Raw genomic sequence first — 19,545 nt, 5'->3', positions numbered from 1 at the left:
ATAAATACCATATTTATGAGAGACTTGAGATCATAATATATTTTTCTTGCAATTTTCAATAAATATATCTTTCTATAAAAATTAAAAAACAAAAGAATGATTACACTCTCGCTCTTAATTTTCTCATCATTAACAAAAGATACTCACGTAAAAGCTTTTTAAAAGGCGAATAATTTATATCACGAATATTATAAATTTTCCTTGGACTAAAATAGTCATCATATCTAATGCTCATATCAGTAGAGATATTATTTATCGATCTCCTTTCAAAAATTCTCCTTTTAACGGTCTCATTGTTTACTGCTATTTGAAAGATGTGCTTTAAACCCACCTAAAGCGTTTTTTCTTAACTGTATAATTTTGAATTTTGAAAATATATAAAAATGTCTCTGTATAAACGCTTTAAGATACCAAGAGCTGTCGTAATATTAAAAATTGGTAAAGTGGTTGATGATTGTTCTGTGTTATATCTTTATTAAGTAAAGTAGTAGTGCATCATAGATTTTATACCATTTACAAACACTATTATGAGATGAACACGGAAGCGTTAAGAGGTGTGTTGTCATTGTAAACCTTATTATCTTCCTTTAAAATCAAAGAATTCTATGATTTTTATTCTCATATTCAAATCAATTTCATTTTAGCATTTCTTTCTTTTATTTTAAATAAAAGCTCTGCTAAAATAAAAAGTTATTCAAAGTGTGAACCTTATGAAGGAGGGTAAATCAATGATGACATCTATTATTAAGAAAATAACAAATCTTATCTTTAAGAATATAATAAATACACAATATCCATACAAAAAGGTTATCATAAATATCGTGTGTGCTCTTCTCTTTGCTGGTATAACCCTGCCTGCAGGTGCTCAGCAATATCAACTTGGCGACATAGAAATTCTCAATCCTTGGACACGCGAAACACCTAGAGGTATAAGAGTTGGTAGCGGTTATCTCTACATTATTAATCACAGTAATACCCCAGACCGTTTGGTTTCTATTTCCACAAACGGAGTAAAAAAAACAGAGATACACTCTATGGCTGTCGTTAATGATATTATGAAAATGGAAAAAATGCACAATGGCATTGAAATTCCGGGAAATGGCGAAATTACGCTTAAGCCTGGCGGCGATCATATTATGTTTATGGGGCTTTCACAACCATTCAAGTTAGGTGATAAAATTAGCGCAAAATTGACATTTGAGAAAGCAGGAACGATTGATGTTGATTTCTCTGTAAACGCTATGAAAATACCATCACCTTCTAAATCCTCTCCTGGTCACTAAATTCCTTTTTTATAATACACACTTTTAAAATAAAGAAGCGTGAAACTTTTGCACGCTTCTTTATTTTTTGTTTAATGCCATCAGTAAAAAATTCTCCCCTTTGATGAATTAACTATAGTCAATTTCAGGAATACGTAAAACTTGTCCAGGATAAATTTTATCGGGAGATTTTAGCATTGGCTTATTGGCTTCAAAAATAAAAGTGTTTTTATTACCTTGCCCTTTTCCATAAACCTCTTCAGCAATTTTCCAAAGATTATCACCAGATTTAACCTCATAAAAGCGAGAAGGTTTTCTGGGCGTTGTATCTATAACCTTTAATTGATCAACATCTACAGAAGAGATACCTTGTGAATTGCCAACAACTAGCAGTGCTTTTTCAAGTGTTTCCCTGTCTGGAACTTCACCGCTTAAAATAGCTTTACCGTCTTCAACTTGAATATTTACTTTTTCTGTACCGAGTTGAAAATGATCAAATGCCGTCTTAAAATCTTTTTCTTTTGGTTCATGGTCCCCAATACCTAACTTTTCCCCTACAGTTTTAATAAAATTAAAAAATCCCATTACAACCTCCTTCCGTGTAGCAGAAACAAATTTTTGTGCATATATTGCCACATTCTTTTCTTTGCTCTTAAAACACATAGGCAGATTTTCTAAACTTCAACAATCAAAACTATACCTGTTCAATTATGAGACAAATACAATAATAAACTTTGTAATAAACCTTGATAAAAAAAGCCTTTATGAAAATTTTCTCTCAAACGAAGGGATCTTAATAGACGTAGAAACATTATGAATTATGAAAGCAAAACAAGATTTTACAGTAATGACAAAAGGTTTTTTACTTTGCTACAATTTGTATCATATTTGTTTTGCAAAAAAAATATGAACTCCCATATAAATAAGTGTGGGTAATTTGCTACCACAGCAATAGAAAGGTCTAAGAAACCATGAAAGATACACCAACAATCACACAAACGATTGTACTTGTTGATGATGATCGCAATATTTTGACATCTTTATCTTTTGCGCTTGAGACAGAAGGATATCGGGTTGAAAGCTATACAGATGGAGCATCTGCACTCAAGGGTCTCACACTTCACCCTCCACACTTAGCTATTTTTGATATTAAAATGCCCCGAATGGATGGGATGGAACTCTTGCGTCGTTTACGTCAAAAATCTGATCTTCCAGTTATTTTTCTTACCTCTAAAGATGATGAAATTGATGAATTATTTGGTCTCAAAATGGGAGCTGATGATTTTATTACTAAACCTTTCTCCCAACGTCTTCTCATTGAACGCGTGAAAGCTATTTTGCGCCGTTCTAATGCACGTAACCAACCACTTTCTACAGGAACTTCTTCCACCTCTTCTCTCAAACGTGGAGATCTTGTGATGGATCAAGAACGCCATACCTGTACATGGAAAGATAAACCTGTTATTTTAACCGTTACGGAGTTTTTGATTCTGCAAACCTTAGCACAAAGACCAGGAGTTGTAAAAAGTCGTGATGCTTTAATGGATGCTGCCTATAGTGATCAAGTCTACGTAGATGATCGCACCATTGATAGTCACATTAAACGTCTGCGTAAAAAGTTTAAACAAGTGGATGATGATTTTGCAATGATTGAAACACTTTATGGTGTAGGTTATCGTTTCCACGAGGTATAAAACTACTTTGTCGCAAAAATTTGAACGGCAATCAAATCGATGACAGACAATTCTCAACTGGAAACTTTACAAAAAACAACCGTTAATGGTACATCCTCAACGCCATTTCTTATGTTTGCCCGTTTGCATCTTCGTACACAACGTCTCTTTAGACAATTGCTTTTTTCCAGCCTCACACGTCGCATTGTTATATTAAACATTGCTGCCCTTGCCATTTTAGTTACAGGCATTTTATACCTTAACCAATTTCGCGATGGTTTAATTGAAGCAAAAATTAAAAGTTTATGTACCCAAGGAAAAATTATTGCTGGGGCTATTGCTGCTTCTGCAACAGTAGATACAAATTCTATCCTCATTGATCCCCAAAAACTCTTAGAGTTACAAACTGGTGAAAGCGTTACACCCGCCCCTCAATCAACCGATTCTTGGGATTTCCCTATTAACCCTGAGCAAGTTGCCCCTCTTTTACGACGTCTCATCACACCTAAAACGACAAGAGCACGTATCTATGATCGTGATGCTACTCTCCTTCTTGATTCGCGCGTTCTTTATTCTAGTGGAGAAGTTTTCAGTTATGATTTACCCCCACTTAAAACAGAACAAAGCATGTGGGATCGCCTTACTTCATGGTATTCAAGCACATTTTATGGCAAAGGTATTGCTCTTGACAGAGAACAAACAAAAACCAGTGGTATTGCTTATCCAGAAGTGTACCGCGCATTAAACGGATCTCTTGCTACGGCTAAAAGACGCAACAGACAAGGTCAATTAATTGTTTCTGTTGCTGTTCCTGTTCAACGCTATCGCGCAGTGGTTGGAGCTCTTCTTCTTTCAACCACTGGTTCTGATATTGATAACATTGTAAAAGGTGAAAGGCTGGTTATCTTTAAAGTTTTTGCCGTTGTAGGCAGCGTACTTTTGGTCCTTTCTCTCTTTTTGGCCCATACGATTGCCCATCCATTAAGTAAATTATCTGCCTCGGCTAATCGAGTGCGTAATGGCAATAATCAGCGTGTAGAAATTCCTGATTTTTCAATGCGTGAAGATGAAATTGGTCACCTTTCAACCTCTATTCGTGATATGACTAATGCCCTTTATATGCGCATTGAAGCCATTGAACGCTTTGCTGCTGATGTAAGCCACGAATTAAAAAATCCTCTCACCTCCCTACGCAGTGCTGTTGAAACGCTCCCTCTGGCTAAAAATGAAGAAGCACAAGAGAAATTGCTTGAAATTATTCAACATGATGTGCGCCGTCTTGATCGGTTGATTACAGATATTTCTGATGCATCGCGGCTCGATGCAGAGCTTGCACGAGAAACCGCAGAGATTGTTGATATGACACCGCTTTTGGAAAGTCTTGTTCATGCTGTTCAGGAAGTGTATCGTAATACGCAAACCATTGATATAAGCCTTAATATTGTCCCGCGTCCTCATGGAAAAGCCTATCTTGTATTGGGACATGAACTCCGTTTAGGGCAAGTGATTTCAAACCTTCTTGAAAATGCACGTTCTTTTATTCCTCGGAATCGTGGCAGAATTTGCATTACTATGAAAAGTCATGCTTCAACCCTTATTTTAACCATTGAAGATAATGGCCCAGGTATTCGTTCAGAAAATATTGAACGCATTTTTGAGCGTTTTTATACAGATCGACCAAACGAAGATGCTTTTGGACAAAACTCTGGACTTGGCCTTTCTATTAGTCGGCAAATTATCGAGGCTCATAATGGGACAATTACAGCCGAAAATATTATTGATCCTACACTTGGGAAGTGTAAAACTGGTGCACGTTTTATTATTATGCTTCCCCTCGCTAAATAAATCTTTTATCCAAAGTAAAAGACATGAAAACAAAATGTGAAATACTCCACGCAAATTGCCTTCAATTAGGCGGCAAGGGGCTGTTAATTATAGGTCCATCGGGATCAGGTAAATCAACCCTTACCCTTTCTTTGCTCGACCGTGCTGAGTGGTCAAAACGTGAAGCGAAGCTTATCAGTGATGATTATACAATGTTGCGTGCGGAAAATGGAAAGCTCCACGGATACACTCCTGATAATTTAGAGGGCGGTATCGAGATTCGTGGCGTTGGTCTTTATATGATAGAATTTGAAAAGCATACAACTATCGATTGTGTTATTTTTCTCGGTCCAGAATATGAACGTTTTTCCACAAATAAAACTTTTCAATTTGAAGATTTGCACATTCCTCTTTTAAAACTTCCCTCTCTTCGTGAAGCCGATTGTACAGCCATTTGTCAAGCTATTGAAGCATTTTTGTTTAGAAAAATATGGCAAAAATCTGTCTAATTTTTTTCTAAAGATAAAAAATCACAATTTTTGCCTTTTTTTTGCAAATTTTTCTTGGCAGCAAGACAAAGCCTTGTAAAATGTGTTTCCCACCAATATGGTCGGATCTTATTAGTTAACAGGAGTTTGCGTAAATGATTGGACTCGTGCTTGTAACGCACGGTGAGCTGGCTGTCGAATTTTTACATGCCGTGGAACATGTTGTTGGTGTACAAGAAAAGTTCGCAACAATATGCGTTTATCCCGATGACGATATAGATCAGCGCCGAGGTGATGTTATAGCCGCAGTAACCGATACAGATACGGATCATGGCGTAATCATATTAACAGATGTGTTCGGTGGAACACCATCGAATATAGCTATCCCTGCTATTGAAAAAGGACGCGTTGAAATGATTGCGGGTGTTAATTTGCCCATGCTTATTAAACTGATTTCTATTCGCAAATGTCCTGATATTTCATTATCAGACGCGTTAAGAATAGCACAAGAAGCAGGGCGTAAATATATTAATGTACCAAGTATGATTTTATAGTGGATAATAAAATACCAATGTTTTCCAAAGATACCCTCCCATGTATAAGTCGTCATTTCAATATCTGTAATAAACGTGGCTTGCATGCACGTGCTTCTGCAAAATTTGTACAAACTGTTGACAATTTTAATGTTACTGTTGAAGTTGAAAAGGATGGAAAAATCGTTGGTGGATCATCAATTATGGGACTTATGATGCTAGCGGCTTCATCCGGTTGCAACCTCACCATTCGTGTTTCAGGACCAGAAGCAACAGATGCTCTTAATGCTCTTGAAAAGCTTATCAATAACAACTTTGGAGAGGAAAACTAGCGCTTTCTCACCATAAATAAGGATGATGATTCTTAGAAAATAGGAACTTTCCATCATTGTTTTGAATTTTAATTTCTCTTCCCGCTTTTATACCAATATTCATATCCATTATGGATTGGCATAATTATCATAAATGTAAAAGCTTATAGTAATTTTATTATACTGGAGTTTTTCCCTCCTTTCCTAACATTATTTGATCAATTTGAATAGTTTTGCGTATTACGGCTATTACCCGACTTAACCGTATAATTAAATCTTTACAGAAAAAGAGAACTCTTCACCTTGTATTAGAATATGCTTTATTTTAGGCTAAAGATAGATGTCAAAATAATTTCGCACATCAAAAATCTATCAACTTTTCTTATTTTCTGCTCACTTTGTAGTCTTTATAATACATAAGTAATCTTCTATTGCACATCATTGTGATACAGCTCATGAAAACGCAATTCTTATCGATATCATAACCATTTTTTAAAACGAATAAGCTTTGTACGCTCATAATTATAGTAAGCATTTTTTAGACATTCTTTTTCAATACTATTGCCTTATTTTCTATGGTACATGCCTCGCCCTTATTATCTATATTGTGCTTGGAATAGCATCTTTCATTATAAGGAGATAATATTATGGGTCGTCTATTTAGTGCCCTTCAGATTCCTCAACAAACAACACAACAACTTGTATCGTTGCAAAATGGCTTACCAAAAGCGCAATGGATCAACCCGCAAAATTTTCACGTCACCTTATCTTTTTTCGGTGAAGTTGAAAGTGCTACCGCAGATGCACTTATGCACGCCTTTGATACAATAAAGCTCTCTCCTTTTATGCTACAAATAGATGGTTTTGAAGTTTTTGGTTCAGAAAATGCTCCCCATTCTCTTGTAGTTCGCATTGAACCTTGTGAAAAGCTTAATCTTTTACATGAAAAGATGCAATATATCCGGAATAAATTAGAGTTAAAGCCTGATGAAAGACAATTTATTCCGCATATTACTCTTGCACGAATATTTGATATCAATCTTGAAGATCTTTCTTCTTATCTATCTTTTCAAGATGATTTTTTTATCCCTCCTTTTGAGGTTGATCATTTTGTTTTATTTTCATCGTCATCTCCCTCAAGCGAGTCCGTGTATCTTGTAAAAGGAAGTTGGGCGCTTCAAAGATAAAAGGGTGTTTATAACACCCTTTAAAAACTCTTTGAGAAAAGACCTCATATATGTGTAATTGCAGGGAATACTGCATTTTATGTTGGAGATTTATTATTGATGTGTTTTAAGCAGAATCAGCTTCACCAGAAGCTTCTTTTGCTCCTCCTTTAGCTACACCCACTATAGCTGGACGTAACACCCTTTCCCCGATAATATAACCTGCCTGAACAACTTGTTGAACAGTGTTATCTGGAACATCGGCATTAGGAATTTCAAACATCGCTTGATGAAAATGAGGATCAAATTTTTGTCCCTCTGGATGAATTTTTTGCACCCCATGACGTTCTAATGCTGCCATCATGGCACGTTCAGTCATTTCAACGCCTTCTGCCAATGATTTCAAACCAGCATCACTTTCCCGCGCCCCTTCTGGAATGGCTTCCAAAGCACGATTGAGATTGTCAGAAACCGATAACATATCCCGTGCAAAATTAGCAATGGAATAAGCCTTTGCATCCGCCACATCTCGCATAGTACGGCGTCGAAGATTTTCCATATCTGCAACAAGACGTAAAAGCTGATCTTTCAGTTCTTTATTTTCATCCTGCAAAGACGCTAAAAGATCACTAACCTCATTGCTTTCTTTTTCAACGTTTTCGTGTTCCTCTGTTTTATGTGTTTTTAAAAATTCATCGGCTGCCTGTTTAAGTGTATTACGATCAGCTGGATTTTTTAAATCACAATTTTCAAATGAAGCGTCAGTAAATTTGTTTTTTTCATCAGACATAAAAATTTTATTCCTTCATAAGATTCGTTATTCTCGATATCGAAATTCTACAGACAAAAATCAAGGGGTATCGATGTATATAATACAATGAGCTTCTATAGTACAAATACTTACCTGCATCGTTTTAACGCAATAACTGTGACACAAGTTGAGCTGTATAATCAACCATGGGCACAATCCTTGCATAATTAAGCCTTGTAGGACCAATAACGCCCAAAGCACCAATGACTCTTTGTTGTGAATCACGATAAGGTGCTACAACTAAAGAAGAACCAGAAAGTGAAAATAACTTATTTTCTGAACCAATAAAAATTCGAACCCCAGAACCTTCATCCGTTAAATCGAGAAGCTGTGCCATACTCTCACGCGTTTCAAGATCATCAAACAAATGGCGTAACCGTTCTAAATCTTCTTCTGCTTTCACATCTTCAAGTAAATTGCTACGCCCGCGAACAATGAGGTGTATTTTATGATCAGCACCTTCTCCTCCCCAAAGAGCTAATCCCGTTTCAACAAGATGATGCGATAAATCATCAAGCGCAGCCCGTGTTTCTGCGCATAAGCGAGCAATTTCCCCTTTAGCTTCACTCAATGTACGTCCTTGGATATGGGCATTGAGAAAATTCGTTGCTTCCGTCAATTGTGCATGGGTAACCCCTTCTGGCAAATGAACAATACGATTTTCAACTTCACCTTGTTGAGTCACCAAAACGGCAAGAGCGTGCTCCCTATCAAGACGCACAAATTCAATATGTTTCAATGTTCCTTCTTGTTTTGTTGCTAAAACAAGCCCTGCCCCACGTGAAAGATCTGAAAGAACTCGGCTTGCTTGAACAAGAAAATGTTCAACCGATTGTGCATGACCAGCCTCTTTGACTTGCATTTCAATATTTTCTCGCTCTTCGTTTGGCAAATCACCCGCTTCCATAAATGCATCTACAAAAAAGCGTAAACCTGATTGTGTCGGCATTCGACCCGCAGAAACATGTGGTGCATAAATCAAACCAAGATGTTCAAGATCACTCATCACATTGCGAATCGTCGCAGGCGATAATGTCTGTCGTAAAAGCCGCGAAAGATTGCGTGACCCTACAGGTTCACCATCATTAAGATAAGCTTCAACAATATGGCGAAAAATATCACGTGAACGTTCATCAAGATATTTTAGTTCATTATCAATAGTTTTGTGCTTCATCACAATTGTTTCACTACTTTTAAAATCCTCATCTCTTATATAAGTTTTGCCAAGGTTTGGTCAAATAGTCTAAAGTAGTATAAAAACATATTATCCTATTGACCCGTAAAATGCTAGCTTCAGAGTGATGATTGATAAATTACGCAGGAGGTATTTTTTGTTAGAGTGTGTGAGAAATATTTAAGATTAAGAGTTGATCTGTAAAGTGGTCTGCTGTAGGAACTTGCCAAGATAATTTGACCAAGAGAATCTGGATTGTTCAAAAACCGCTGTAAATAGAAAATTTCACCCTTTAGAGCAAACAAGAAATTGGAAATTTACCATAAAAATGCTATCATAAGAAAAAGACATGTCTTTCATATCTTTGCAAGGTTATCTTCATACAAGATAAAAAATTTTATTGGAATAAAATATCATAAAACGTGTAAAATAATCATATTATGTAAAATCAAGCAGAATGTGTGTGTATGAGCATTTAAGCCGGTTTTTAGCACAAAAACAATTCCCCTTTCATTTTTGGAGAAATCTATATGAGAAGCATAGCAGATAAAAAACTTGTCATTGCTACACATAACACCGGCAAATTGCATGAAATCACTACTTTAACTAAGCCTTTCGGTTTAATAATACAATCGGCAAAAGAACTGGGCTTGCCAGAACCAAAAGAAACGGGAAAAACATTTGAAGAAAACGCTTATATTAAAGCTTTTTCAGCAGCAAAAAAGACAGGACTTCCTGCCCTCTCTGATGATTCAGGCTTAGAGGTAGATGCATTAGAGGGTGCACCAGGCGTTTATACCGCTGATTGGGCAATTCAAGCTGATGGTACACGTAATTTTCCCAAAGCTATGGAAAAAATAGAAAATGAACTCCAAAAAGTTGGAGCGCGAGAAAAAAGCCAACGAAAATGCCGTTTTATATCCGTCATTTGCATTGCATGGCCTGATGCTCATGCAGATTACTTCCGCGGATGCGTTGAAGGAACGTTCATTTGGCCTCCACTGGGAGACAAAGGCTTTGGTTTTGATCCTATTTTTTTACCAGATGGATATGAAAATACCTTTGGAGAAATGTCAACAGAGCAAAAACACAACTGGAAACGTAATGATATTCCGCCTCTTTCACATCGCGCACGTGCTTTCAAACTTTTGGCAGAAAACCTTTTAGCATTCTCATGAATGAACCTTTTGGCATTTACATTCATTGGCCCTTTTGTGCAGCTAAATGTCCTTATTGTGACTTTAATTCGCATGTTCGCATCCATGGTGTTGATCAACCACGTTTTGTCACCGCCTTTAAGCGCGAAATAGAAACGCAATATCACAAAATAGGCCCACGCCATATTACAAGTATTTTTATTGGTGGAGGAACCCCTTCTCTTATGGAGCCGCAAACTGTCGATGCCCTATTGCAAGCACTTGCAAAAAAATGGGTAGTCGATGATAAAGTTGAGATTACATTAGAAGCTAATCCATCCAGTGTGGAAGCAGAGCGCTTTCGTGGATACCGTGCGGCAGGTGTTAATCGCTTATCTCTAGGGATACAAGCGCTCAATGATAAAGCATTGCGCAAACTTGGCCGACTCCATAATGTGGAACACGCTCTTTTTGCCATTACTTTAGCACGACAAATTTTTCCACGTTTATCCTTTGATCTCATTTATGCCCGTCCCGAACAAACCCTTGAACAATGGAAATCTGAACTTATACAAGCAATTGATTTGGCAGCGGACCATCTTTCTCTTTATCAATTGACAATCGAAGAAGGAACTGCCTTTAAACGGCTTCATGATGCAGGAAGACTTATCCTTCCCCCATCAGAGCTAGCAGCAGATCTGTATAATCTTACCCAAGAAATAACAGCATTGCATGGTCTTCCTGCCTATGAAATCTCAAACCACGCAATACCCGGTGCTGAATCAGCACACAATCTTCTTTACTGGCGTTATCACCAATATGCAGGCTTTGGTCCAGGAGCACATGGACGTTTCATTGAGCACGCACCGAATCATTCCTCTGCCTGTTCAAAAACATTGTCATCACACCTTGAAAACCGCGAACGTTATGTCACAATAAATGAAAAGCATCCTGAACAGTGGCTTAATTTGGTAGAAACAACAGGACATGGCTGTATTGAAACGGAACATTTAACCACTGAACAACAGGCAAATGAAATGCTCCTTATGGGATTACGCCTTAGCGAAGGCTTAGAACTTATACGCTATGAAACCTTAAGCCCTAAACGCATCCCAATGGAAAAACTGATCGATTTACAACACCAAGAATTGATAGAAATGGTGGATAACCAACGCTTAAAAGCGACAACCAAAGGACGTATTGTTCTTGATCACATCATCAGCCAACTCGCAAACTAAAGTTTTTATAACAACATACTTATTTTAATCATAATCATCATTTTTCACAGAAAAGGCGAGATTAGAGTATCGTGAGATACTCTCATTTCAAAACTATTTACAGTAAATTAGTTACCACCATTTGCTTACACCTTAAAAGTAGAGAAACGTATGGATAAAAAAGCTATAAAAAGAAGTAAAAATAACTCTTATGAACACCCTTAAGTGCTAAAAGCTATCGCAATATTTTGAGCTAGAAAGTGTGTGGTGGTCTAACTTTTTTTTCATAAACGTAAAGATGGTGGGCACTGTAGACTTTATACACTTCACGGAAAATTTTATATTACACTATTCACAAACACCGTAATGGCACGAATGTGACAAATATTGAGAAAATTTCTTTAAAACAAGTATGTGAATGCATAATACGATAATGTATTGTTTTTTATGAAATCGTGGCACCATTTAAAGAACCAGAGAAATGAGCATGAAACCATGTATCAATCTCTAATTATTTAAAAAGGTATTACTCTAGATAATTTTGAAAACTGTAAAACCGAATAAAAAAGGAGAGTAAAAAAGCACACTGATTTTCACCTTTATACCTTTATATTTTCCCTCAATCAGGTTGTGGTTGTATGTCTGTTTCAGAGATTACAAAAAAATAGATATACACAATACTTTTATCCTATTCTGGTATATAAAAGCTGTTGTCGCAAAAAAATACTGAACCAATATTTATTTGAGATACGCGGCTGTATGATTGGTATTGATCTATAAGTCACAGCAAAATCATGAGTTTTATTAAAACAAATAATGCACTCAAATGGCAAATATATCAGATATGAATCGAGATTATTTTGTTAGCGAGCGAAACGACATTAATCCCATATGATTTTATTTGTATGCATACATGCTTATGAGTGTCTGTACGCGTCCTTTAAGGTTATTTTATTAAAAAATTGAGAAAAATACTAGGCTAAAGAAGTCAACGTGATGCTACAAAAGAATTTCTGTGTATCTTTATCATAACCAATATTAAAGCTGATTAAATGAGCTCACCTTCTATCTCGTAATGATTTTGCAACAGAAGTTCTTGGGAACAAAAAGGCAGGGCAAAATATATGAAGTCAAACAAACTTAAAACGCGTTTCCTATGGACTTTACTCTAAGAGAGGCTAATTGAAATAAGAGGTACCTTTTATGAGAGTGCAGAAACCATATTAAGACACGAGCTATGAATGAGCGCATTTATGTTGTATGAATTTTTTACAATAGCAGCATGTTTTTGTGTGTCTTTATGGCTTCAACCGGTCATCACACAATTATGATATAATATTCATTGTTTTCCATTATGATTGCGTATTAACTTCCTTTCCAAACTTTAAAAAACAAATATTTTTAATCCAATATAGTCTGTAAACAGTTCTGCTTCTTAAAGCAGCTCCCTCTTGGCTTTCAAATTATGTAATTCACTTAACTAAAGACGCTACAGGCAAGAAGCCCAATTTAAGAAGATTCACCACTTACTCTAAAACCACTTAATATATTAAGTCTTACGAGTCTCATATCACCACACCTTAAATGGTAATATCTTATGGAACAACAAGACAAAGGTATTTTTGAACCAGCAATCATTTCTTCATGCAAAAAAATCAACAATAAAACGCTCATAAATAGTAGTAAGAGCTTCCACCGCATCAAGGGCTACACACTCATCTACCATATGCATCGTTTGCCCTGGTAAGCCAAATTCAACCACTGGGCAATAATCCTTAATAAATCGCGCATCCGAACTCCCACCTGAAGTGGAGCATTCTGGTATATTCCCTGTTACACTTTTAATAGCATTGGATAAAGTTTGAATGAGTTTATCATTTTTGGTCAAAAAAACATCCCCTAAACTTGGAATCCATTCAAGCTGATAAGAGGGATATTGATCACTATTGTTTTTTGATTGCACCAAAGCAAGACGCTTTTCAATTTCTTCCACCAGTGTTTCTTTTGTCCAAAGATCATTGTAGCGTATATTAAAACGAACTGTTGTCTGCGCTGGGATAATATTGACTGTTGAATTACCGGTATCGATGCTTGTTAGCTCCAAATTACTGGGTTGAAAATTCTCTGTCCCTTTATCTAAAGCAGTTTGTGTCAATGCCTGAATAAGCTTATTTGCCAAAGGCAAGGGATTAGCAGCCCGCTCTGGAAAAGCAACATGACCTTGGCGACCTTTCACGGTAATGATACCAGAAATCGATCCGCGGCGACCAATTTTGATGACATCCCCAACAGTCTTTACACTTGTTGGTTCTCCCACAAGAGCCGCAGTCCATTTTTCGCCCTTTTTTTCCGCCCATTTGAGAAGTTTTATAGTACCATTAACAGCAGGTCCCTCTTCATCACCGGTAATCAAAAAACTTACCATTCCTTTAATGGACCGTTTCTCAAGAACTCGCGCTAGCGCCGCAATAAAACAAGCGATTCCGCCCTTCATATCAACAGCACCCCGCCCATATAATTTTCCCTGATCTATGACAGCTTCAAAAGGTGAATAGGTCCATTCATCCAATGCACCTGGTGGTACAACATCTGTATGACCCGCAAACATAAGATGGGGTCCTTCGTTTCCCATTTTGGCATAAAGATTTTCAACATTATCTGTATTTTTATCCGTAAAAATAGGGCGCTCGACATGAAATCCCATTTTTTTCAAAAATTGTTCCAAAGTTGATAAAGCCCCTGCTTCATGAGGTGTAACAGAAGGACAACGGATAAGTCTCTGTAATAGCTGAAGCGGATCTGTAAGAACAGGCATAAGGTCCCTTCCCATTTTTTATAAGTCATAGCAACTTAAGGTTATTACGCTGAATTACAAAAAAGATAAAGCAAAAACATTGAAGACACTCAGCAAACCAAGCAGGGGAAAACAATCGTGCTGAGAGCTTCAATGGCTTCCTCATTATGCATGAGCAAGTACACACACAACAAAACACTCAACAAAAAGTTCCGTTAAATATTGCCTTCATTTGAAAGTTTTTGACGCCTCTAAATTATATGAATCAAAATTAATTGCTTGCAATCTATGAGCATTTTCCTTCAACCAAGCACGATACGTTTTACTATCAGGACATAGTTCTTCACAAAGAGCCCAAAATCTTGGACCGTGATTCATTTCAACAAGATGAGCAACCTCATGAGCAACAACATATTCCACAACTTCTTTTGGTGCCATAACAAGGCGCCAAGAAAAAGAAAGACGCTTATCTATTGAACAAGACCCCCAACGACTTCTCGTATCTTTATAACAAATTGATTTGACTTTACGCTCTACTTTATGGGCATAATGTGCCACCAAAGGTGTTATAATACGTGCTGCTTGTTTTTTCAAAACGTCAGCAATGCGTCTTGGAAGGTATTCTAATTGACCATAAACGATAATTTGAGGTTCTTGTTCTGCATCTCCTGCAATAATTTCCGTTACCCCACGTCCTTCTCTATGCTTTATGGAATGGCAAACACCCAACAAAGGAATCGTTGCCCCCTCTTTGAGATAAGCATTTTCATGAGAGATTTGTACACGAGCAAGACGCGCCTCAATCCAAGACCGATGCTTTTCAATAAAACTTTGAATCGTACAGAGACTTATCGCTGGTGGTGTTGTTACACAAATCCTCTGTCCGCTCGCATCAATACGTAAGGTAAGACGGCGCGCGCACTTATTTTCCCGCACCTGTACAGGTACAGAGCGATCAGAAAAAATAAAATGCTGTTTAGAAATGCTCATACATTATATCTTCATCATCAATGAATTTGCCCCTTCTCCCGCATTAATCCGGTCAATCAATGACCTCAATACCGTTTCGAGGCAATCCAAATCTTGCGGACGAGAAAAGCGATGATCAGCATCACGAACGAGTGTCAATGTTACATCATGGAGAGGCAAATGATCAAGTAAAGTCATAGTATGCTGATAGGGTATCTCCACATCTTCCATCCCTTGTAGAATATGGATTGGACATCCAACATCTATACATCCCTTCATGACGCAGTTGTCTCTGCCATCTTCAATAAATACTTTTGTAAAGGGAACCGGCTCCGTATAACTAATCGCAGATCGTTCAATATGCTCTGTTTCTTCTAAAATTTTCCACCCCTTTCGACCCAACCCTGATTCTATCAATGTTTGTGTAAAATCAGGAGCTGGCGCAATCAAGATCATGCCAGCAAGCTTCTTATTTTTCTGTGCTAACATCATAGCAAGCTTGAGTGCAATCCACCCGCCCATAGAGGTGCCAATCAAAATTTGTGGACCCTCACAATAAGTTTCAAAAACCGCTAAACTTTCTTTAACCCAGCGTGAAATCGTTCCTTGAAAAAAATCACCACCTGATTCTCCATGTCCAGAGTAATCAAAACGTAAACAAGACAAATCATTCTTCTGAGCAAAACTATCAACCAACATCGCCTTATCCCCTGACATATCGGATAGATAGCCATGAAGCCAAACCAAACCTGGAGATTGGCGCCCCTTGCGATAGCGTACTGCAAGTGCGGTGTTCTCAAACGAAAAAAACTGACAAGGAATATTTTGATCCATAATTCTTTATCCTCCATAAAACGATTTCTTTAAATTAAAAGAAAAACTTTTATAATCTAAATCATTTCAAAAAGTAATAAATCAAATAATGAAAAAGGCGCGAATTATAGTTGTTTTTAGGCGCATAATTGTATATTAAATTAACTGTAGTTGAATCAAAATTAAGGAGCATAAACCATTCGTAAACCGTTTAAAATGACACCTACCCAAAAAGACGGACCACGTTCAAATCAGGATATCCGAGTACCTCATGTTCAGCTTATCAATGATGAGGGGCAACATCAGGGAGTTGTTGCGATACAAGAAGCTCTTGCTATGGCTGCAGATGCGGGGCTTGATTTGGTTGAAATTGTACCAAATGCGGAGCCACCCGTATGTAAAATCATCGATTTGGGCAAATTAAAATATCAAACCCAAAAAAAAGCTGCTGAAACACGTAAGAAGCAAAAAGTCATCGAAATCAAAGAGATTAAGATGCGCCCAAATGTTGATGTCCATGATTATGGAGTCAAACTCAAGGCTGTTCATCGCTTTATTGATCATGGTGATAAAGTAAAGATTACTTTGCGTTTTCGTGGTCGTGAGATGGCTCACCAAGATCTTGGATTAAAGCTTCTTCAGCGTGTGAAAGAAGATACAAGTGAAATTGCCAAAATTGAATTGGAGCCAAAGCTTGAAGGCCGGCAAATGATGATGGTGATAGCACCTAAATAGTTTTGCATTGGAATAATATTTGCATGCAACTCGTCAGCGTGCAACTCATCAAAATGATGCGTATGGTATTATTTAGAAGCACCACATAGAGTTTTTGTGGTGCTTCTAAGGTTTTATAAATGTGTATAAATCCTTTTAAGAGTTTAATAATGCTTTATCGATTTATAAGAAGAATTCGTTATTTTGCATATTAAATGAAAAAGCTCAAACATCGTAAGGTGTTCTTATTTCAAGCTCTCTTATCATGTAATGCGGCAAAAATTTTTGCTTACACATCACAAACGGAAATGATACATAAAAATTATTAAAAAGCGAAATATTTTTTGTGAGCTATTTCAAGTGCCAAAGGCTATCACAATATAGAAATTGGTAAATACAATGGTGAAACTCGCCGTTACCTTTTATTGAAAATTAAAAATAATGATGAACAACAAATTTTCGTTATACCTTTCACAGAAACTTTGCACTACATTTTTCACTCTCACCGTCGTGAAATTGATATGATGAACCTTGAAAGAAAAGGCTATTTTTGTAAAAAAGATTAAGGGGCTTTTTAATTAAGAATGTTTCAATCTTGCATAAAATAATGAGAGAATATAGAAGCATTTCATGGCTAAAAAACAAATTTCCTCTTTTGATAAACATCTTATTATCCGCCTTTTGCGAGAAAATTTTCGTAAACATATGCGTTGGTACAGTGCTGCGATTTTCTCAATGATCATCATTTCTTGTACCACAGCAACCAGTGCATGGATTATGCGTGATGTTGTTAATCAGATTATTGATGCACAAAATTTTCCTATGATTGTTTTGATTTCTAGCTTCATTGCTTTTATCTTTATTCTCAAAGGAGTCGCAACTTTTTCCCAAACTTACTTTCTAAACAAAGCAGGCAATAGTATCATTGCGGAACAACAGCGTAAAATTTTTGCACGACTTATGGAACAAGGAGTCTCTTTTTATCATAATAACACTTCATCTGATCTTCTTGTTCGTGTAACTCATAATGCGACAGCTGTACGTAATATAATTGATACTATTATCACAACTTTTGTACGTGATTTGCTTTCCGTTAGTGGTCTGTTGCTTGTCATGTTCATTCAAAACTTTGTGTTAATCTCCATTACTTTAATCGTAGGACCACTAGCTTTTTTAGGCGTTCGAATGGCTTTAAAACGCGTTCGCCGCCTGATGGAAAAAGAGCTCCTTTCACTTGGTGAAATTATTAAAATCGTACAGGAAACGGCTGTTGGTATTCGAATCATCAAGGCCTTTTCACTAGAAGAGGTCATGAAAAAACGGATGGACAAAGCCATTTGTGATGTTGAAAAACAAACAAACAATATTGCCACACTCGAAGCTATTACCAATCCGATTATGGAAACACTCACGGGTGTTGCCATTGCAGGTATTATTTGTTTTTCCGGTTATCTTGCAACCCAACGCGCAGGTGTTCAAGGTGAATTTATGTCCTTTATTGTTGCTTTACTTTTAACTTATGAACCCGCAAAAAGACTAGCAAATGTACGTGTCAAAATTGAATCTGGCTTGGTCAATATCCGTACAATGTTTGAAATACTCGATTGTCCCCTTACAGTTATAGAACATAAAGAAGCTAAAGATCTGAGTAAAAAGCAGGGAACTATTCGTTTCGAACATGTTTCTTTTGCATACACTAATAACAAAATGATATTGAAAGATATCAACCTAGAAATAGAAGCCGGAAAAATGACAGCATTGGTGGGACCATCCGGTTCGGGAAAGTCAACCCTTATCAACCTTATTATGCGCCTCTATGACCCCACAAAAGGACGCATATTGATTAATGATCAAGATATTCGCTACACAACATTTCGCTCTCTGAGAAACCTGATGGCCTATGTAGGACAGGATACTTTTCTCTTTCAAGGAACTGTTAAATATAATATCGGACTTGGAAAAGAAGGGGCTAGTGATGACGAAATTATCGAAGCAGCAAAAGCAGCAAATGCTCATGACTTTATTATGAGTTTGCCAAATGGTTATGATACACAGATAGGTGATAATGGCTGTAACCTTTCAGGGGGGCAAAAACAACGGCTCGCTATCGCTAGAGCAATGATTCACGATAGCGAAATTCTGATTCTTGATGAAGCAACGAGTGCGCTTGATTCACACACCGAAGCACAAATTAATGAAGCCATTCACCACCTTACCAAAGGACGCACAACGATCATTATTGCTCATCGCCTTTCAACGATTGCTCGTGCTCATAAAATTGTGGTCATACAAAATGGACAACTGATTGAACAAGGTACTCAGAAAGAATTGCTAGCAAAAGAACATGGGTTTTATAAAAAAATTCATAATATCCAGTTCAAAGACATACCTCCTAATTTCTAGATCCTTAAATAAGATTTGAAATAAAAATGGATAGAAGGTAATGCTCCATTTATAAAAAAGGCTTGTTACCAAAAAAAGTATTACTTCAATCAAGAATTGGCAAAGAATTTATGGTTTATTGAAAATAAACTTCTTGGATTTAGATGAAAACTTTACTCGCTATTTTGTTGAATGCAATTGACTTTAACAGTGAAACTTCAAAAACCCCTTTCCTTCCTCAAATAAGTGTTGAAACATTCATAAATGTTTTGAATCCT

Annotated in this window: 17 protein-coding genes; 11 read left to right on the top strand and 6 right to left on the bottom strand. The window is 36.9% G+C overall.

Annotated elements, in window-relative coordinates:
- Window positions 1-728: 728 nt before the first annotated feature.
- Complete coding sequence (locus tag ACFIJK_RS02245; protein ID WP_375626195.1) at window positions 729-1,283, top strand: copper chaperone PCu(A)C; 555 nt, start codon at window positions 729-731, stop codon at window positions 1,281-1,283.
- Between the two features lie 108 nt (window positions 1,284-1,391).
- Here ACFIJK_RS02245 and lysM read toward each other — a convergent pair whose 3' ends face one another.
- Complete coding sequence (lysM, locus tag ACFIJK_RS02240) at window positions 1,392-1,847, bottom strand: peptidoglycan-binding protein LysM (RefSeq protein ID WP_375625471.1); 456 nt, start codon at window positions 1,845-1,847, stop codon at window positions 1,392-1,394.
- Window positions 1,848-2,233: 386 nt separating this feature from the next.
- Between lysM and ACFIJK_RS02235 the strand changes: the two genes are divergently transcribed.
- The 6 genes from ACFIJK_RS02235 to thpR all read left to right on the top strand — a co-directional run bounded on the left by ACFIJK_RS02235 (window position 2,234) and on the right by thpR (window position 7,278).
- Complete coding sequence (locus tag ACFIJK_RS02235) at window positions 2,234-2,956, top strand: response regulator transcription factor (protein ID WP_005774392.1); 723 nt, start codon at window positions 2,234-2,236, stop codon at window positions 2,954-2,956.
- A gap of 39 nt (window positions 2,957-2,995) precedes the next feature.
- Complete coding sequence (locus ACFIJK_RS02230; protein WP_375625472.1) at window positions 2,996-4,780, top strand: stimulus-sensing domain-containing protein; 1,785 nt, start codon at window positions 2,996-2,998, stop codon at window positions 4,778-4,780.
- 23 nt (window positions 4,781-4,803) lie between these two features.
- Window positions 4,804-5,268, top strand: a complete 465-nt coding sequence (locus ACFIJK_RS02225) for an HPr kinase/phosphatase C-terminal domain-containing protein (protein WP_273787504.1) — start codon at window positions 4,804-4,806, stop codon at window positions 5,266-5,268.
- A gap of 134 nt (window positions 5,269-5,402) precedes the next feature.
- Window positions 5,403-5,801, top strand: coding sequence for a PTS sugar transporter subunit IIA (locus ACFIJK_RS02220; RefSeq protein WP_375626191.1), 399 nt, complete (start codon window positions 5,403-5,405; stop codon window positions 5,799-5,801).
- A 17-nt stretch (window positions 5,802-5,818) separates the two neighbouring features.
- On the top strand, window positions 5,819-6,112 hold the full coding sequence (locus ACFIJK_RS02215) for an HPr family phosphocarrier protein (RefSeq protein WP_012754483.1): 294 nt from the start codon (window positions 5,819-5,821) through the stop codon (window positions 6,110-6,112).
- 626 nt (window positions 6,113-6,738) lie between these two features.
- On the top strand, window positions 6,739-7,278 hold the full coding sequence (thpR, locus tag ACFIJK_RS02210; protein WP_375626189.1) for an RNA 2',3'-cyclic phosphodiesterase: 540 nt from the start codon (window positions 6,739-6,741) through the stop codon (window positions 7,276-7,278).
- 106 nt (window positions 7,279-7,384) lie between these two features.
- Here thpR and grpE read toward each other — a convergent pair whose 3' ends face one another.
- Both grpE and hrcA read right to left on the bottom strand, forming a co-directional pair.
- The gene (gene grpE, locus ACFIJK_RS02205; RefSeq protein ID WP_375625476.1) at window positions 7,385-8,047 is read right to left on the bottom strand and encodes a nucleotide exchange factor GrpE; all 663 of its coding nucleotides are present in this window, start codon (window positions 8,045-8,047) and stop codon (window positions 7,385-7,387) included.
- 124 nt (window positions 8,048-8,171) lie between these two features.
- Complete coding sequence (hrcA, locus tag ACFIJK_RS02200) at window positions 8,172-9,242, bottom strand: heat-inducible transcriptional repressor HrcA (protein WP_273787508.1); 1,071 nt, start codon at window positions 9,240-9,242, stop codon at window positions 8,172-8,174.
- A 530-nt stretch (window positions 9,243-9,772) separates the two neighbouring features.
- Here hrcA and rdgB point away from each other — a divergent pair.
- Both rdgB and hemW read left to right on the top strand, forming a co-directional pair.
- Entirely contained in the window at window positions 9,773-10,420 is a 648-nt protein-coding gene (rdgB, locus tag ACFIJK_RS02195) for an RdgB/HAM1 family non-canonical purine NTP pyrophosphatase (protein ID WP_375626186.1), read from the top strand.
- Window positions 10,417-11,616: a radical SAM family heme chaperone HemW gene (hemW, locus tag ACFIJK_RS02190; protein ID WP_375626184.1), complete on the top strand. Its 1,200-nt coding sequence runs from the start codon at window positions 10,417-10,419 to the stop codon at window positions 11,614-11,616. The genes rdgB and hemW overlap by 4 nt, the downstream gene beginning before the upstream one ends.
- A gap of 1,621 nt (window positions 11,617-13,237) precedes the next feature.
- Here hemW and dapE read toward each other — a convergent pair.
- The 3 genes from dapE to ACFIJK_RS02175 all read right to left on the bottom strand — a co-directional run bounded on the left by dapE (window position 13,238) and on the right by ACFIJK_RS02175 (window position 16,192).
- The gene (dapE, locus tag ACFIJK_RS02185) at window positions 13,238-14,410 is read right to left on the bottom strand and encodes a succinyl-diaminopimelate desuccinylase (protein WP_375626182.1); all 1,173 of its coding nucleotides are present in this window, start codon (window positions 14,408-14,410) and stop codon (window positions 13,238-13,240) included.
- A 207-nt stretch (window positions 14,411-14,617) separates the two neighbouring features.
- The gene (locus ACFIJK_RS02180; RefSeq protein ID WP_375625480.1) at window positions 14,618-15,379 is read right to left on the bottom strand and encodes a M48 family metallopeptidase; all 762 of its coding nucleotides are present in this window, start codon (window positions 15,377-15,379) and stop codon (window positions 14,618-14,620) included.
- A 3-nt stretch (window positions 15,380-15,382) separates the two neighbouring features.
- On the bottom strand, window positions 15,383-16,192 hold the full coding sequence (locus ACFIJK_RS02175) for an alpha/beta hydrolase (protein ID WP_375625481.1): 810 nt from the start codon (window positions 16,190-16,192) through the stop codon (window positions 15,383-15,385).
- A 195-nt stretch (window positions 16,193-16,387) separates the two neighbouring features.
- Here ACFIJK_RS02175 and infC point away from each other — a divergent pair, with 195 nt between their 5' ends.
- A complete protein-coding gene (gene infC, locus ACFIJK_RS02170; RefSeq protein ID WP_026500140.1) occupies window positions 16,388-16,906 on the top strand; it encodes a translation initiation factor IF-3 in 519 nt (172 codons plus the stop codon).
- Between the two features lie 609 nt (window positions 16,907-17,515).
- Window positions 17,516-19,288, top strand: a complete 1,773-nt coding sequence (locus ACFIJK_RS02165; protein WP_375626179.1) for an ABC transporter ATP-binding protein — start codon at window positions 17,516-17,518, stop codon at window positions 19,286-19,288.
- Window positions 19,289-19,545 lie beyond the last annotated feature (257 nt).

Origin of the sequence: Bartonella sp. PS17NMGDW, from assembly GCF_042193555.1 — a bacterium.
GTDB lineage: Bacteria > Pseudomonadota > Alphaproteobacteria > Rhizobiales > Rhizobiaceae > Bartonella > Bartonella grahamii.
Note: the sequence above shows the minus strand (reverse complement) of the source record. Positions and strands in the feature narration are given on the sequence as shown.

Excerpts from the sequence above, each read along its gene's own strand:
- ACFIJK_RS02245 (WP_375626195.1), top strand. The coding sequence starts at position 729 with ATGATGACATCTATTATTAAGAAAATAACAAATCTTATCTTTAAGAAT.
- lysM (WP_375625471.1), bottom strand. The coding sequence starts at position 1,847 with ATGGGATTTTTTAATTTTATTAAAACTGTAGGGGAAAAGTTAGGTATT.
- ACFIJK_RS02235 (WP_005774392.1), top strand. The coding sequence starts at position 2,234 with ATGAAAGATACACCAACAATCACACAAACGATTGTACTTGTTGATGAT.
- ACFIJK_RS02230 (WP_375625472.1), top strand. The coding sequence starts at position 2,996 with ATGACAGACAATTCTCAACTGGAAACTTTACAAAAAACAACCGTTAAT.
- ACFIJK_RS02225 (WP_273787504.1), top strand. The coding sequence starts at position 4,804 with ATGAAAACAAAATGTGAAATACTCCACGCAAATTGCCTTCAATTAGGC.
- ACFIJK_RS02220 (WP_375626191.1), top strand. The coding sequence starts at position 5,403 with ATGATTGGACTCGTGCTTGTAACGCACGGTGAGCTGGCTGTCGAATTT.
- ACFIJK_RS02215 (WP_012754483.1), top strand. The coding sequence starts at position 5,819 with ATGTTTTCCAAAGATACCCTCCCATGTATAAGTCGTCATTTCAATATC.
- thpR (WP_375626189.1), top strand. The coding sequence starts at position 6,739 with ATGGGTCGTCTATTTAGTGCCCTTCAGATTCCTCAACAAACAACACAA.
- grpE (WP_375625476.1), bottom strand. The coding sequence starts at position 8,047 with ATGTCTGATGAAAAAAACAAATTTACTGACGCTTCATTTGAAAATTGT.
- hrcA (WP_273787508.1), bottom strand. The coding sequence starts at position 9,242 with ATGAAGCACAAAACTATTGATAATGAACTAAAATATCTTGATGAACGT.
- rdgB (WP_375626186.1), top strand. The coding sequence starts at position 9,773 with ATGAGAAGCATAGCAGATAAAAAACTTGTCATTGCTACACATAACACC.
- hemW (WP_375626184.1), top strand. The coding sequence starts at position 10,417 with ATGAATGAACCTTTTGGCATTTACATTCATTGGCCCTTTTGTGCAGCT.
- dapE (WP_375626182.1), bottom strand. The coding sequence starts at position 14,410 with ATGCCTGTTCTTACAGATCCGCTTCAGCTATTACAGAGACTTATCCGT.
- ACFIJK_RS02180 (WP_375625480.1), bottom strand. The coding sequence starts at position 15,379 with ATGAGCATTTCTAAACAGCATTTTATTTTTTCTGATCGCTCTGTACCT.
- ACFIJK_RS02175 (WP_375625481.1), bottom strand. The coding sequence starts at position 16,192 with ATGGATCAAAATATTCCTTGTCAGTTTTTTTCGTTTGAGAACACCGCA.
- infC (WP_026500140.1), top strand. The coding sequence starts at position 16,388 with ATGACACCTACCCAAAAAGACGGACCACGTTCAAATCAGGATATCCGA.
- ACFIJK_RS02165 (WP_375626179.1), top strand. The coding sequence starts at position 17,516 with ATGGCTAAAAAACAAATTTCCTCTTTTGATAAACATCTTATTATCCGC.